Source organism: Fusobacterium ulcerans ATCC 49185, from assembly GCF_900683735.1.
Classification (GTDB): Bacteria; Fusobacteriota; Fusobacteriia; order Fusobacteriales; family Fusobacteriaceae; genus Fusobacterium_A; species Fusobacterium_A ulcerans_A.
This window is the reverse complement of sequence record NZ_LR215979.1, coordinates 1101297-1116520: the sequence shown is the minus strand read 5'-3', so window position 1 is coordinate 1116520 and position 15224 is coordinate 1101297. Positions and strand designations below refer to the sequence as shown.

The following is a 15224-nucleotide window of genomic DNA, read 5'->3' as shown; positions in this document are numbered from 1 at the left end:
TATTATAAAATATATGTACTATGCTTCTGTATCTATTTTTTCTTTTTTAATTTTTCTATCGAAATACATGTACAGAGCAACTGCAAATATCTGAACTGCACAGCTTAAAATAGAGTTTACAGGATCTTTTGCAAGATTGTTTAATATCAATCCTAAAAATACCAAAGATGTTATGATAACTGTTACAGGGTAAGCTATTACCTTATATGGACGCTCCATATTTGGATATTTTTTACGGAACACAACAACTGATAATATTGTTAAAAGTTTAAAAATCATTCCAGTAAATACAACTAAAGTAGCCAACTGCTCTAAATTACGTGACAGCACAAGAGTTATTGAAACTATTGCCTGAGCAATTATTGCATTTGTTGGAACTTTATATACAGGGTGTACATTTAAAAACATTTTAAAGAAATGTCCTTCTTTTGCCAAAGCATAATAAATACGTGGTCCTGATAATATCAATCCATTTAATGACCCAAAAATAGCTAGAATCATTCCAATTACAACTATTACTGCTCCAGCATTTCCAAACATTCTTCTAGCAACTTCTGTTCCTAAATAATAATCCCCTTTAGCTATCATATTTTTGATATCTTCCATTGGAAGAACACGAAATATAGCAAAGTTAAACAACATATATAATATTATTACTCCTCCAATTCCTATTGCCAGTGACAATGGTAAATTTCTTTGAGGTTCTTTTATCTCTTCTGCCAAAGAGTTCAAATTCTGCCAGCCATCATATGCCCATAAAGTTGCAACCACAGCAAAAGCTATCATACCTATGACACTTCTTCCTGTACTTTGAGCAGCTTCATTCACTGTAGACAATGAAACATCTGGAAAAATATTTCCCATAAAGAGAGCTGATATCATAATTAAAAGAATAGGTATCAATTTTGCCACCATTGATACATTTTGGAGAATTGAAGCTTTTTTTACTCCATAGCAATTACATATAGTAAGAAAAACTATAAGCATTACAGCTAAAGCTTTCAGCCCTACATCACTTATAGTGGTAAAAGTTCTAAAAGATGCAATAAGTGCTATTGAAAGTCCTGCTATTGAACCAGGTCCAGCAAGTAAGCATGATGACATACCTGACATAAATCCTACCATTGGGTGATAAGCTTCATTCAAATATACTGTAGTTCCTCCAGCTTTTGGCATCATACTTCCCAACTCAGCAAAGCATAATCCTCCCATTAAACTGATAAGCCCTCCTATCAGCCAGCATATTAATGCCAATCCAATATTCATTCCAACTCTCATAAGAACATAAGAGCCTATATAGAAAATTCCTGCCCCTATCATTATTCCACCAATAATACTAATTCCACCAAACACCCCTATTTCCCGTTTTAGTTCTGATGATTCATTTGTATTCATATTCTAGTCCTCCTGCTTCTCTTAAACTTTATTTTTCTCGTTTAATATAAAATTGGCCTTATTCTTCAAAAGTTTAAAAGATATTTAATTTCTATGTATTAATATGATTATAGTCTATTTTTTCAGTAATTAAAAATATAACGTTTGTATACAATCCATAACTGTCATATATAAATTTATTTGTCTATAATCATGACAAAAACAATTGATTGAATATATTTTTTTTAGTTTTGTATACGATTTCTTTTTAAAATGTATACAAAATCTCTGTCACAATTTGGAGTTTTTTTAGTTATATTTCTCAATTTTATTCTTAAAAAATAAAAAACTGACTTATAGAGTGAAATTATGCTCCTCTTGATTAGTCAGCTTCTTTAACTGTTTATATTTAGTCCATACATTTTATATTCATCAATATTCATATGATTTTTTTCTGGTAATACTTTTTAATCCCACCATAAAAACAGTTCATTATTTTCTTTTATTGATTCTTTTAGTTTTTTTATATCCCCCACACCTTGATCCACTATATCAGGGCAAAATTCATATACCTCTTTAGAAAATCTATCTAAATCCCTTGGCAATTTACTAAGTTCTATCCATACCCAATCTCTCCCACATCCAACTACATTTACTACATATTTCTTATCCCACTCTGAAACTTTATTTATAATATCTTCTGTTTCCAATCCATAATTAATCCCATCTGTCCTTCTATATCTTAAAACATCAAATTTATCATTTCCTTTTATTATAGCAACATGCTTTTCTGGATAATTGATTTCAAACAAAAAAACTCTATAATTATTTTTCTCCAGTTTTTCTTTTAACTTTACATAGTTATCATTATATTTATCAAAGTAGATTCCATTAAAATACTGTTCTTTTAATATATCACCAGTTTCTTGTTCAATAGCTGGCAGTTGTTTAAAGTCACTTTTTAACAATGATTTTACTTCTATTATCAAATTTTTATCAAAACCTATTTCATTTAACAAATTTTCTTCATCACTTGATAATTTATTTTTTTTTATACAACTGCATAATAATATCAAACATACTCCTAATAAAATTATTTTTCTCATACAAATCCTCCCCTAATAACAAACTTTACATGGCTGTCTATTCCCTGTTTCAGATAATTTTATTTCCTTAATAACCTTACTTCTTGCTAATGTTCTACAGTTCTTAGTAGAATGGTATTTCTTCCCTTTAGGTGTTATATACACAAACTGACCAGCAATACACAGAGTTGTTAAAATTATAAAAAGAAACATAATTATTTTTTTCATTTTTCCCCCACGATTTTATCAAAGTTTATAATTTTATTAATAACAAAGTCATTGTTAATAAAAATATTTAAAAATAATTTTGAATATCTTTTTTGCTAGACTTGGAAATGTTTCAATATTTTAAATATTTCATGGTTTTCACTCTGCTTTATTAAATTAGGATAACTGATAGAATAAGCTCCAACTTCTGTCCAAGATTTTGTTTTTAACATTGTTAAATTGGAATTATTAATTTTTTCTACTAAATCTTCCATTTTTCCTTTAAATTTTCCTATATTCAAAATATTAAACTCAAAATTTTTATGATTCTTGCTAATTCTAAAACATTTACTTACCAAAAGTTCTTTTCTTGCTTCATCTCTCAAATAAGGCAAAGATTTTTTCTCTATTATTTCTTCTTCTAAATTTAAAATATCCTGTTTATTTCTCATACTTCCCTCCATAATACCATTTAACTATTTTATACTTTTTATATTATAAATATAAAATATAGAGGTTTTATGTTATATTGTTGATATTAATTTCCTTCTATTTTTTATCAACTGCTAATTGACAAAAAGCAAGTACTACTTTCTTGTATGCAATTAAGATAAATGATACTATTATCTATAACAACATTGCTACTACAAGGAGGATTTATAATGGCAAAACTTACAAAAGAATGGCTGGAAAAGAAATTAAAAGCAATATCAAAGGGAATTGATGAATCAGAACAGGATGACTACAACTGGTATTTTGATATCTTATGGGAAGATTTTGAAAATGAAGATGACTCTATAGGAGTGATTGAGGAATATTTTGCTAAACAAGCTGTAAAATATCCAGAACTTCATCCATTAATGCGTGAAATAGTAGAAAAACTAATAAATGTGAATAGCCCTGAAGATGAAGTTTCATTGGATGGCGAATCTGCTGGAGGTTCATTTTTTGCAACAGAACTGGCACTGGTTAATGAAAAAGATGTACTTCTCTATGCAGAATTATTCCAAAGTACAGACCCAGATCATGAAGAACCAAGTTATTTTGAAGAAAGCTTTGCTCGTATAATAAAAAAATATGGCTGGAACAAAGTAATATATCCCCTTTTGTATGCTCATAGTTTTGTGCATAGTCAACATAATCTTGAAATATTCACAATAGATGATGCAAAAAAACTTAATGAAAATCTGAAAAAAAATGGTAATTTAGATGAATTTTTAAAAGGATTGGCAGAATGGACTAATAAATATGACTATTATGATTACCAACTTGAAAATGTATTTAGAATTTTGCTTGATGAAGTATTGAATTTAGAAAATGATGAAGCAGTTGAGAATGCAGTTGAAAAATTTGAATCTATAAAAGCAGAGGGAAATATTCCAAAAGAGAGTGATTTTAAAAATAAATAGAGAAACATTCTTACAATTACCAAATGATAGTTGTAATGAAGATGGCTTTTATTTATAGATATATTAATAAAAAAATATTTAATTTTTCCAGATAAAATTGTCAAAGTATTTGAATATAATATAAAGACCTCAGAATAAAATCTGAGGTCTTTTTAAAAGTATGAATTTCTGTAAATAATAACTTTTTAATAAAAAGTTTAAATTCTTAAAGTATTAATATTATGTAATGAAAATAGTATATTACAAATAATTATCCATTCAACCCTTTAATAAATTCATTATATTTATTTCTCAATTCTTGCAGCTTTTGAGTTGTTTCTTTTATTTTTCCATCAAGATCTTCTATCTTTTTATCAAGTGATGTCAGCTTTATAATATATTCTTTTCCTTGTACTGAAGTACTGCCAACAGTATCAATATTTTTTCTCATTCTATCCTGCTCTTTTACATAATTTTCACGTAAATCAGACATTTCTTTAAGTTTTACTTGCGTTTCTTCCATTTCACCATACATAGCTGCAGCTTTTACAAAAAACTCTCGAACATTAGGAGATATATCCTTATTTGTTGAATAATACACCAATGTATCCTTAGAAAAACTTACAATACTTGTACTAGTCAGCTTTGTTACCTCTTCTTTTACAGCAATTTTTGCCTCACTGCCATTTTTTATTTTCACATCAAAACGATATAAATTACCTGTTTTTTCTATATATTTTTGTGGTTCTATTAATTTTGAATTATTCATAATAGGATGCTCCACCACAATATTTTTATCTTTAGTACTAGTATTTTTAAATGTATAAACTTTTTCATAAACATGTTTTATACTTATATTCAGAACTCCTTTAGTTACTGTTATAGTATCTGTTTTAGCAGTTTCTGAAACTGATACTGTTCCAGTTACAGAAAGATCATCTCCATAGGCTATCATTCTTTCTTCATTCTCAGGTAAAAACTCTAAAAGTGCATCCCCCACATATGTTCCATCATCATATATTGTAATAGGACCTGCTGGTAATTTCATTCCAGAATTATTCTTAAACTTCACCCCAAGTGCTGGATTGGAAATAACACCATGTCTTGCATTTCTTCCATCAAATATGGATACTTTCTTTGCATCAAAAGTAGTTTGTACTAGTGGAATCATTGCGCTTTGCTGTCTTTCCAAAGTAACAGGCTTTGGTGTTGTAAACATAAACATATCCCCAGCATTTCTAGTATTAGTTACTTCTTGATTAGCATTTCCTCCAAAAGCCAAAGATGACCTCATCATTTTCTTTCCACTTATATTAATTTCTGAAGCAAAAACTTCCTTGCTCATTTCTATGTCTTCTATTTCATCATAATATATATCTGATATTCCGCTCTCATAGGTTTTAGCTTGTGCAAATCCAGCAATTGATAGTGGAATAATAGGTCTATTTAAATGATATGGTGCATATAGTTCCTGTATAAATGATATAGGTCTTCCCGTTACAAGAGATAACTCTACATTGTTCCAATCCATCTCACCTACATTGTCTACTATTGCCCATCCTTGAAGATATGGTTTTTCATCAGCTAAATCAAATCTATAAGTAGCCTTCCATACAGGACTTGCTATTACATAGCTGAATTCTATATCTCTTTTTTTATCTCCAGAAAGATTGATATTTATATTTTTTATATTTGTATTTTTAGAATTCAATATTAAATCTAATGCCCTGTTCATATCAGCTGTTATTTTAGAATCTGTAAAACTATAAGATATAATTTCATCTGTTTTTATAGTTTGGATTTGTCCTTCACTTAATACAGAAAGACTGGATACTTCTGCTATCTCATCTCCTACTTTTACTTTTTTAACTTTAGCACCTATTATTTTCCCAGTTATTTCTCTAGTGGCTACAATCTTTACTTCTGCTCCTCTTAGTGAATTTAATATCTCTTCAATGGAGGGATTATTATTAAGATCAATACTCAAGCTGGCAAGAGTCCTTTTCACAGTTTCTTCTGAAGGATAATTTATCACTGGTAAAGCAGTATTAGGATCATAGATAATAATAGATTTTAATACATCATTTAAAGCACTTGTTTCAAATGGCAGTGTTAATTTTGATGCATTTTCAATAGTTCCCTTATGCTCAAAATATCCCACACCTGATGAATATAATGTTACTTTTTTTATTGGTACATCTACATTCTTTACTGTGTCATTAGCTTCTAGGTTCATTGTCCCTCCCATTATTAATCCTACTAAAATCAATAAAAACTTTGATTTCATTATACCTCCTATCATGTCATTACAACAGAGATTTTTTATATTAAAACAAAAATAAAATAATTATCTTAATTAATTTTAAATATAGAGTTATCTAGTGTTTGAATATAAATCTTTTTTCAAAATTAACAAGTTTTATTTATATGATATCTTATTTTAATAAAAACTTCTACTCTTATAATTAAGTTTAATAACTAAAAAAATATTTTTTCTAATCTTTAAGATTATAATAAAATCAAAGATAAATATAATAAAAATAAAATGTATCATTTTTCCCTAGAATAATAGTTAGAAATATATTAAGTTGAATATATTTCCAAAATTTATTAAAAAACCACAGAAATAAAATCTGTGGTTTTCATCAATAAAATTTATTTTTTATATACAGTACGTCCATCAGCTTGGAACATAGGAGTCATAACTATCTCTGGAATTTGCACATTATCAGGAAGATTACAAATATATGTAACTGTATCAGCTATATCATCTGGAGTAAGAGCTTCTATTCCTTTATATACTTTTTCAGCTTTATCTTTATCTCCTTTAAATCTTATTACACTAAAGTTAGTTTCAACTAATCCAGGTTTTATATTAGTTACCTTTACTTTTGTATCAACTAAATCTATTCTCAATCCATCAGAAAGAGTCTTTACAGCTGCCTTAGAAGCACAATATACTGCTCCTCCTGCATATGCAGCATCTCCTGCTACTGATCCCATATTTATTACAAGAGATGGTTTATCTCTCTCTACCATTCCAGGAACTACTTCTCTTATCATATAAAGCATACCTTTTACATTTGTATCTATAACTGCATCTATATCTTCTGCTGAATTAGAATATACTTTCTCCATCCCTAAAGCAAGTCCTGCATTATTTACAAGAATATCTATATTTTTCCATTCACCTTCAAGAGCAGCTATTTTTTCAGCAACTTCTTTAGAATTTCTTGCATCAAGCTGTACAGGCAATACCTTTACACCATATTTTTTTTCTATTTCAACTTTAATTTCATTTAATACTTCATTTCTTCTTCCAGTAAGAATAAGGTCAACTCCCATTTCTGCAAGCTTTTCAGCACAAGATTTCCCTATTCCACTTGTAGCTCCAGTAATCAAAGCAAGTTTCCCTTTCAAACGATTTTCATTACACATAAAAAATCCCTCCTTATTTTAACTGTTATAAATATAAGCCTCTTTTATTTTTTCTGCAGTATCATACATATTGCTGTCTATATCTATCTTCACACTAAAATCAGCAGATATTCTGTATAGAATCTCTCTTTTAGAATGAAGTTCCTTTATCTTCTCAAACATATCATCTACATTAAGAAGAGGTCTTCCCTTACTATGTCTTACTCTTTCATATATACATTCAATAGTACAATCCAGATACACAATAAACGAAGTTTCTCTTAGAGTTTTTATGTTTTCATTGTCTATTATGACTCCTCCACCAGTAGCAATAACTATATTATTATCTAAAGATTCCTCATAAACAATCTCTCTCTCTAATTTCCTGAAATAAGCTTCTCCCTTTTCTTCAAATATCTCTGGGATTGTTTTTTTCTCTCTTGCAGAGATCATTTTATCTATATCAATGAATTTCATATCTAAGTATTTGGCTAGAACTCTGCCTATAGTGCTTTTTCCACTTCCCATAAAACCAATTAGAGCTATATTATCCTTCATTTGTTCCTCCTTTGGTAATTATACCATTTCTTTAGTATAATTTAAAGTTTAAATCTTAAAATATTTTTTAAATTATTTGTCTATTGTTTTTTTTATAATTTGTAAGTATAATTTAGAAAATAATATCAATTTTGGAGGAAAAAATGATAGATAAAGTTTTGATTATCAATACAGGTGGAACTATTGGAATGGTAAACAGTGAAAAAGAAGATCCTAATAGCCCACTAAGACCAGCTAACGACTGGAATGAAATTGCAAAAGAACACCCTATTCTTGAAAAATTTTTAACAGATTATTATCAGTTCTCTCCATTAATCGACTCATCAGATATGTCCCCAGAAGTATGGATTAAAATAGCTGGTATAATTGAAAAGAATTATGAAAACTATAGAGGATTTGTTGTACTTCATGGAACTGACACTATGGCATTTACAGCTTCCGCTCTCTCATTTATGCTTAAAAATCTTGATAAACCTGTAGTTCTTACTGGATCACAAGTACCTCTGCAATTTCCAAGAAGTGATGCTCTTCAAAATCTTATCACTGCTATACAAATAGCGGGTAATGACTTATATGGTGTAAAGCTTGTTCCTGAAGTCTGTATCTTCTTTAGAGATACTCTAATGAGAGGAAACAGATCAAGAAAAATAGATGCGACTAATTATTTTGGATTCTCTTCTCCTAATTATCCAGCTATTGGAGAAATTGGTGGAGATATCAGAATAATAAAAGATAGAATTCTTGACAGACCAGCAATCAAAAATTTTTATGTAGATGGAAAAATGAATAGCAAAGTTATTATCCTTGAATTATTTCCAGGATTAAATCCACAATATTTAAAAAGCATATTTGAAAATACTGATGAAATAAAAGGTGTTATCTTAAAAACTTTTGGAAATGGAAATGCTCCTACTAGTGAAGAATTTCTGAATGTACTTAAATACATTTCATCTAAAGGTATAGTCATAGTAGATATCACTCAATGTACAAAAGGTTTTGTAAAAATGGGATTATATGAAGCAAGTGCAAAGCTTACAGATGCAGGAGTAATAAGCGGAGTAGACCTGACTCCAGAAGCTGCTGTTACAAAATTAATGTATCTCATAGGAAAAGGATATGATACTGAAGCAATAAAAAGACTTATGCAGATAGATATGTGCGGAGAACAGACTATAAGCCAGTATAATTTTGTTTTTGAAAATACTTCTTCTGTTCCTTCAGATAATTTCGAACTTGAAGTAGCTATTCCAGATACATTAAGAGAAGAAGATTTATTTGAAGCAGTGGTAAGAATAAAAGAGATAGCAGACAGAGAATTTCCTGACAAAGAATTAAATATTGCTGTTTATATTGAAGGAAAAAATCATCATGAAAATGAAAAAATGCTGAAAATAAATAACAAAATAAATAAAATAATTGCTTATGATAAAAAAAGCCTTCATACAATTTTTAATCATTCTATAAAAAGTATCATTGATGAAAATGACATATTGAAGATAAAAATAAATAGTAATATGAAAATCAGTTGGAAAAAAATTAATTTTTCTGTTTACTCTGAATGCCTAAAATGATATAATAATTTTGTGATAAGATATTTTCATAACATTAAAAAAAAATATGTTTATTTTCATTTTCATTAAATAAATATATAATTATTTAATTAGTATATTTTTATAGCGAACTTCATATATTTTTTGAAGCTTTTTTTAGTACTTTCTATCTTGAAAAATATTTAATTACCCTGTATCATTATTGTGAGGATAAAAATTAGGGGGGGTAAGAATGACAAAATACAGATTAGAAAGTGATTCAATAGGAACTTTAGAGGTTCCTGCAGACGCATATTATGGTGTGCAATCTCTTAGAGGACAAAACAATTTTCACATTACAGGTTACAAAGTAAGTGATACTTTTATAAAAGCATTAGCATATGTAAAAAAAGCAACATCAAAAGCAAACTATGAAGCAGGAGTTATTACTCAAGAAGTAGAAGCTGCTATGATAAAAGCTGCTGATGAAATCATTGCTGGAGGATTCAGAGATCAATTCATCACTGACGTTATCCAAGGTGGAGCAGGGACTTCTATGAATATGAACATGAATGAAGTTATTGCTAACAGAGCTAATGAAATATTAGGTGGAGAACTTGGTAAATATGACAAATGTCATCCAAATGACCATGTAAACTATGGACAATCAACTAATGACGTTGTTCCAACTGCTGGAAAATTAACAGTTCAATTTATGATAAAAGACTTATTAGTTTCTTTACAAGAACTTTATGATACACTACAAGCTAAAGGAAATGAATTTGACCATGTAATTAAAATGGGAAGAACTCATCTTCAAGATGCTGTCCCTATTAGATTAGGACAAGAATTCAGAGCATTCTCTGGACCAGTAGCAAGAGATATCAAAAGAATCAAAGGAGCAGTAGAAGAGCTTACTTATGTAAATATGGGAGCAACTGCTGTTGGAACTGGTATCAATGCTGATGTTAACTATGTAGAAAACGTTGTAAGAATTCTTTCAGAAGTTTCTGGATTTGATTTCAAACAATCTCCAGACCTAGTTGATGGAACTAGAAATCTTGACAGTTTTGTATGGTTATCTTCTGCACTAAAAACTTGTGCTGTAAACCTATCAAAAACTGCTAACGATTTAAGACTTATGGCTTCTGGACCAAAAGCTGGACTAGCAGAAATTTCTTTACCTCAACAACAGCCTGGTTCTTCAATCATGCCTGGTAAAGTAAACCCAGTTATTCCTGAAGTATTAAACCAAGTATGTTTCCAAATATTTGGAAACGACATTACTATAGTAAAGGCTGCTGAAGCAGGACAATTAGAATTAAATGTATTCGAACCAGTTTTATTCTTCAACTTATTCCAATCAATAGAAATCTTGAAAAATGGAATCAAAACTTTCATAGAAAACTGTTTGAAAGGAATTACAGCTCAAGAAGAAAACTGTAAAGCTTGGGTAGATAGAAGTGTTGGTATCATTACAGCTCTTAACCCTCATATTGGATATAAAAATGCAGCTGAAATAGCTAAATTATCTATAAAAACTGGAACTCCAGTTGCACAAATCGTTCTTGAAAGAGGATTATTAAGTAAAGAAGATCTAGATATCATTTTAAATCCATTTGAAATGACTAAACCTGGAATCCCTGGAAAAGAACTTTTAAACAAAAACAAATAATAGCTCACAAACCGTCAATCATTCATAAAAAAAACTCCCTGTCCATGCAGGGGGTTTTTTTATTGTTTTTATTATTTCTATTATTTTATTTAATTATTCTCATTTATTTTCTTTTAATTACTTTCTTTTTTAGTTAATTCAATTAATCCTATTTCTTATTTTTTATTTTTATTTACTTCAATAAGATAATTTTTCTCTTATTAATTCAAGTTATTGTATTTCAAATATTTTTCTATTCTTATCAAATGCAATGTAAAAGTACTTTTATAAAGTTTTTTGAATAAATAATTCACTCTTCAACTTTTTTCCACCCAATAGTTTATTTAATAATGTTTCACCCTCAAAAGAGTAAAATAATTTAAAATAGTTACTGCATATAATTTTCAATATAATCATTAATTTTTTCAAAATATTTCGTTATTAAAATTAAATATTATTTTCCTTTTAACGGTTTATATCAGTACAAATAATATAATTATAAAATATTATCATATTATTTATTGACATATTTCAAGAAATATTATATTATAATTTTATAATTATTTCGTAATATAAAACAATTATTTTCAAGGAGATATTTTTATGAAAAAAAGACCTAATATTTTATTGATAACAAGTGATCAGCAGCACTTTGATACAATAGGTGCTTTTAATAAAGAGATTCTTACTCCTAATCTTGACAGGTTAGTTAAAGAAGGAACTACTTTTGACAGAGCTTATTGTCCAAATCCTACTTGTACTCCTACCAGAGCATCTATTATTACTGGAAAATATCCAAGTCAACATGGTGCATGGACTTTAGGAACTAAATTATCTGAAAATGAAACTACCATTGGAGATATATTCAGAGGAAATGGATACAAGAGTGCTCTAATAGGAAAAGCACATTTTCAACCACTGGCATCTACTGAGGAATTTTCCTCTTTAGAAGCTTACCCATATTTGCAAGACCTTGAGTTCTGGAAAAATTATAGAGGTAGATTCTATGGATTTGACCATGTGGAGCTTGCAAGAAACCATACTAATGAATCTCATGTAGGACAACATTATGCAATATGGCTTGAAGAAAAAGGATGCAAAAACTGGAGAGATTATTATTTAAATCCTACTGGTAATATGAGTGAAGAGGAATATCCAAGATTAGAAATATTAGTAGAAAAAGAAGGAAATATTCTTAACAGTAAAAGAAACTGGGGAAAATGGGAAATTCCAGAAGAATATCACTATAATTCATGGATAGCTGAAAGATGTAACAGTATGCTTGAAAATTACAAAAACAATGATGAAAGTTTCTTTCTTTGGGCAAGTTTCTTTGACCCTCATCCTGAATATTTTGTACCTGAACCTTGGGCATCTATGTACGATCCAGAAAAGCTTACTATAGATGAAGAAATAATAAATGATGATCATAAATATAATCCACCACATTTTAAGAAAACACAGGAGAAGAATCCTGATTTTAGTGAGTATAAAGAAACTGGATTTGGTATCCATGGTATGCATTCACATCTACAAAAAAAGGAAGATATCAAAAAAGACCTTGCCCTATATTATGGAATGGTATCAATGATGGATAAATATATTGGTAAAATTCTGGATAAATTGGAAGAGTTAGAACTTGCTGAAGATACTATAATAGTTTTCACAACAGACCATGGTCATTTTGTTGGTCAACACGGACTTATCAGAAAAGGTCCTTTTCATTATGAAGATCTTATCAAAATACCTTTTATTGTAAAATATCCTGAAGTTGTCCCAGAAAACAAAGTTTCTCACTCTCTTCAATCATTGGTAGACCTTGCTCCTACTTTCTTGAGTATGTGCGGAATAAAAATACCATATGATATGACTGGAATAGACCAAACTAAAGCATGGGCAGATGAAAATGTAAAATTGAGAGATCATGTTATTTGTGAAAACCACCATGAACCTACCACTATACATTTAAAAACTTATGTTGATGATAGATACAAATTAACAGTATATTACAATCAGTCCTATGGAGAACTTTTTGACTTAAAAGAAGATCCAAAAGAATTAAATAATTTATGGAATAATAAAAAATACAAAGAACTGAAAAGTGAGCTACTTTTAAAATATATTTGGGCTGAGCTTGGAAAAGAACCAATGTGGATGCCAAGAATAAAACAGGCATAATAAATTATATTAATAATACATATTCAAAAGGGGTGAAATATGAATCTATTAGCAGTGGTTACATTTATTTTCTTTACTGGATTAGTAGCAGTAATATCTTGGTATCTTACAAAAAATGAAAATCTTGATTCTAACAGTGGGTATTTTTTAGGTGGAAGAAGTTTAAGTGGCGTAGTTATAGCAGGTTCATTATTACTTACTAATCTTTCTACAGAACAGTTAGTAGGAATGAATGGAAATGCTTTTATGGGAGGGTTATCTGTAATTGGTTATGAAGTAACATCAGGTATAACTTTGATATTTATGGGATTATACTTCCTTCCAAGATATTTAACAAGTGGATTTACAACTGTTCCTCAATTTCTTGAAGAAAGATATGACAAAGGAACAAGAAATATAGTTGCTGTTCTTTTTCTGATAAGTCTTGGAGTTATTTTCCTTCCAGTTGTATTATATTCTGGTGGAGTAGCCTTAAACTCTCTTTTCAATATATCAGCAATGTTTGGAATATCAGAGCAGGCTGCTCTTGTACTTACTATATGGGGAATTGGTATCATTGGAGGAATTTATGCTATATTCGGTGGATTGAAAGCAGTTGCTGTTTCTGATACTATCAATGGTGTAGGACTTGTAGCTGGAGGATTACTTATTCCAATTCTTGGACTAAGAGCTTTAGGTGATGGAAGTTTTTTACAAGGAATAGAAAAATTAGTTATAAATCATCCTGAAAAATTAAATGCAATAGGAGATACTACTGCACCAGTTCCATTCTCTACTCTTTTTACAGGAATTATCTTGATAAATACATTCTACTGGTGTACAAATCAGGCAATAGTACAAAGAGCATTTGGTGCTAAAAGTTTGGCAGAGGGACAAAAAGGAGTTATCTATGCTGGATTCCTAAAAATATTTGCTCCAATTATTCTTGCAATTCCTGGTATAATTGCTTTCCATTTATATGGAAATGAAATAACTAAAGGTGATTTTGCTTATCCAATACTTGTAAATAAAGTTCTTCCTACTCCTTTAGTAGGGTTCTTTGGAGCAGTTCTTTTTGGAGCTATATTAAGTTCCTTTAACTCTGCTTTAAATTCAGCTTCTACATTATTCTGTTTAGATTTGTATAAGCCTATTGTCAATCCTGATATAGAAGATAAAAAGCTGGTAACTGTTGGTAAAATATTTGGAACTGTTCTTGGTATCCTTGCTATTTTAGTAGCACCATATATAGTAAATGCTCCAAATGGACTGTTTGAATTTATGAAAAAATTCATGGGATTCTTCAATGTTCCAACTCTTGTAATAGTATTTGTAGGTTTCTTCTCAAGAAAAATACCTGCTATTGCAGCTAAAGTTGCTATCTTTGTATTTATGTTCCTTTATGGAATGATGCAGTTTGTGTATAAAGTAAATATAAGCTTCCTTCATGTACTAGGAATGTTATTCTTTCTTTGTGTAATAATCATGGTTGTCATTGGGTATATTGCTCCTATGAAAACTCCTTATATACAAAGCAGAAAAAATGAAATTTCTTTGGTACATTGGAGATATGCAAAACCTATGAGTTCCCTAATAGCAACAACTACTATATATGTCTATACACTTCTTTCTCATAATGGTCTAGTTGGACTTACGAAAAATATCGGAAGCAGATTTACTATGATAACAGCTGTCTATATTATCTTATCAGCAGTATTATTTGTTCTTGTAGATAAAATGGGAATGGCAAAAGAAAAAGAGTCAGTAAAGCAGACAATATAAAAGTTAAATATATATTATACAAGAGAATACCCTATATAAAGATAAAAGTAGTTATTATAGAAAATGCTAAAGT

The 15224-nt window shown here is 29.2% G+C and carries 11 protein-coding genes and 1 pseudogene; 5 read left to right on the top strand and 7 right to left on the bottom strand.

The window, feature by feature from the left end:
* Positions 1-18: 18 nt before the first annotated feature.
* The 4 genes from E0E45_RS05060 to E0E45_RS05045 form a co-directional block, all read right to left on the bottom strand.
* Positions 19-1395: an APC family permease gene (locus E0E45_RS05060; protein WP_130890169.1), complete on the bottom strand. Its 1377-nt coding sequence runs from the start codon at positions 1393-1395 to the stop codon at positions 19-21.
* Positions 1396-1841: 446 nt separating this feature from the next.
* The gene (locus E0E45_RS05055) at positions 1842-2480 is read right to left on the bottom strand and encodes a DUF4253 domain-containing protein (RefSeq protein ID WP_130890168.1); all 639 of its coding nucleotides are present in this window, start codon (positions 2478-2480) and stop codon (positions 1842-1844) included.
* A gap of 12 nt (positions 2481-2492) precedes the next feature.
* Positions 2493-2687 carry a hypothetical protein gene (locus tag E0E45_RS05050; RefSeq protein WP_130890167.1) on the bottom strand — a complete coding sequence of 65 codons (195 nt, stop codon included), beginning with the start codon at positions 2685-2687 and terminating at the stop codon, positions 2493-2495.
* A gap of 95 nt (positions 2688-2782) precedes the next feature.
* A complete protein-coding gene (locus tag E0E45_RS05045) occupies positions 2783-3118 on the bottom strand; it encodes a hypothetical protein (RefSeq protein ID WP_130890166.1) in 336 nt (111 codons plus the stop codon).
* Positions 3119-3328: 210 nt separating this feature from the next.
* Between E0E45_RS05045 and E0E45_RS05040 the strand changes: the two genes are divergently transcribed.
* Entirely contained in the window at positions 3329-4075 is a 747-nt protein-coding gene (locus E0E45_RS05040) for a hypothetical protein (RefSeq protein WP_130890165.1), read from the top strand.
* 250 nt (positions 4076-4325) lie between these two features.
* Here E0E45_RS05040 and E0E45_RS05035 read toward each other — a convergent pair whose 3' ends face one another.
* The 3 genes from E0E45_RS05035 to E0E45_RS05025 form a co-directional block, all read right to left on the bottom strand.
* Positions 4326-6341 carry a DUF4139 domain-containing protein gene (locus tag E0E45_RS05035; RefSeq protein ID WP_130890164.1) on the bottom strand — a complete coding sequence of 672 codons (2016 nt, stop codon included), beginning with the start codon at positions 6339-6341 and terminating at the stop codon, positions 4326-4328.
* A gap of 368 nt (positions 6342-6709) precedes the next feature.
* Entirely contained in the window at positions 6710-7492 is a 783-nt protein-coding gene (locus E0E45_RS05030) for an SDR family NAD(P)-dependent oxidoreductase (protein ID WP_130890163.1), read from the bottom strand.
* Between the two features lie 18 nt (positions 7493-7510).
* On the bottom strand, positions 7511-8029 hold the full coding sequence (locus E0E45_RS05025; protein WP_130890162.1) for a shikimate kinase: 519 nt from the start codon (positions 8027-8029) through the stop codon (positions 7511-7513).
* Positions 8030-8172: 143 nt separating this feature from the next.
* Here E0E45_RS05025 and E0E45_RS05020 point away from each other — a divergent pair.
* The 4 genes and pseudogenes from E0E45_RS05020 to E0E45_RS05005 all read left to right on the top strand — a co-directional run.
* Positions 8173-9204 (top strand): annotated as a pseudogene (locus tag E0E45_RS05020) (asparaginase); the annotation flags it as partial.
* A 607-nt stretch (positions 9205-9811) separates the two neighbouring features.
* Positions 9812-11233 carry an aspartate ammonia-lyase gene (locus E0E45_RS05015; RefSeq protein ID WP_130890160.1) on the top strand — a complete coding sequence of 474 codons (1422 nt, stop codon included), beginning with the start codon at positions 9812-9814 and terminating at the stop codon, positions 11231-11233.
* A gap of 582 nt (positions 11234-11815) precedes the next feature.
* Entirely contained in the window at positions 11816-13390 is a 1575-nt protein-coding gene (locus E0E45_RS05010; protein ID WP_130890159.1) for a sulfatase, read from the top strand.
* A 39-nt stretch (positions 13391-13429) separates the two neighbouring features.
* Positions 13430-15151 carry a solute:sodium symporter family transporter gene (locus E0E45_RS05005; protein ID WP_130890158.1) on the top strand — a complete coding sequence of 574 codons (1722 nt, stop codon included), beginning with the start codon at positions 13430-13432 and terminating at the stop codon, positions 15149-15151.
* The last annotated feature ends 73 nt before the right edge of the window (positions 15152-15224 follow it).

What these genes read in the sequence shown, in the direction of transcription:
- E0E45_RS05060 (WP_130890169.1), bottom strand. Translation starts at nt 1,395, where the DNA reads ATGAATACAAATGAATCATCAGAACTAAAACGGGAAATAGGGGTGTTT.
- E0E45_RS05055 (WP_130890168.1), bottom strand. Translation starts at nt 2,480, where the DNA reads ATGAGAAAAATAATTTTATTAGGAGTATGTTTGATATTATTATGCAGT.
- E0E45_RS05050 (WP_130890167.1), bottom strand. Translation starts at nt 2,687, where the DNA reads ATGAAAAAAATAATTATGTTTCTTTTTATAATTTTAACAACTCTGTGT.
- E0E45_RS05045 (WP_130890166.1), bottom strand. Translation starts at nt 3,118, where the DNA reads ATGAGAAATAAACAGGATATTTTAAATTTAGAAGAAGAAATAATAGAG.
- E0E45_RS05040 (WP_130890165.1), top strand. Translation starts at nt 3,329, where the DNA reads ATGGCAAAACTTACAAAAGAATGGCTGGAAAAGAAATTAAAAGCAATA.
- E0E45_RS05035 (WP_130890164.1), bottom strand. Translation starts at nt 6,341, where the DNA reads ATGAAATCAAAGTTTTTATTGATTTTAGTAGGATTAATAATGGGAGGG.
- E0E45_RS05030 (WP_130890163.1), bottom strand. Translation starts at nt 7,492, where the DNA reads ATGTGTAATGAAAATCGTTTGAAAGGGAAACTTGCTTTGATTACTGGA.
- E0E45_RS05025 (WP_130890162.1), bottom strand. Translation starts at nt 8,029, where the DNA reads ATGAAGGATAATATAGCTCTAATTGGTTTTATGGGAAGTGGAAAAAGC.
- E0E45_RS05015 (WP_130890160.1), top strand. Translation starts at nt 9,812, where the DNA reads ATGACAAAATACAGATTAGAAAGTGATTCAATAGGAACTTTAGAGGTT.
- E0E45_RS05010 (WP_130890159.1), top strand. Translation starts at nt 11,816, where the DNA reads ATGAAAAAAAGACCTAATATTTTATTGATAACAAGTGATCAGCAGCAC.
- E0E45_RS05005 (WP_130890158.1), top strand. Translation starts at nt 13,430, where the DNA reads ATGAATCTATTAGCAGTGGTTACATTTATTTTCTTTACTGGATTAGTA.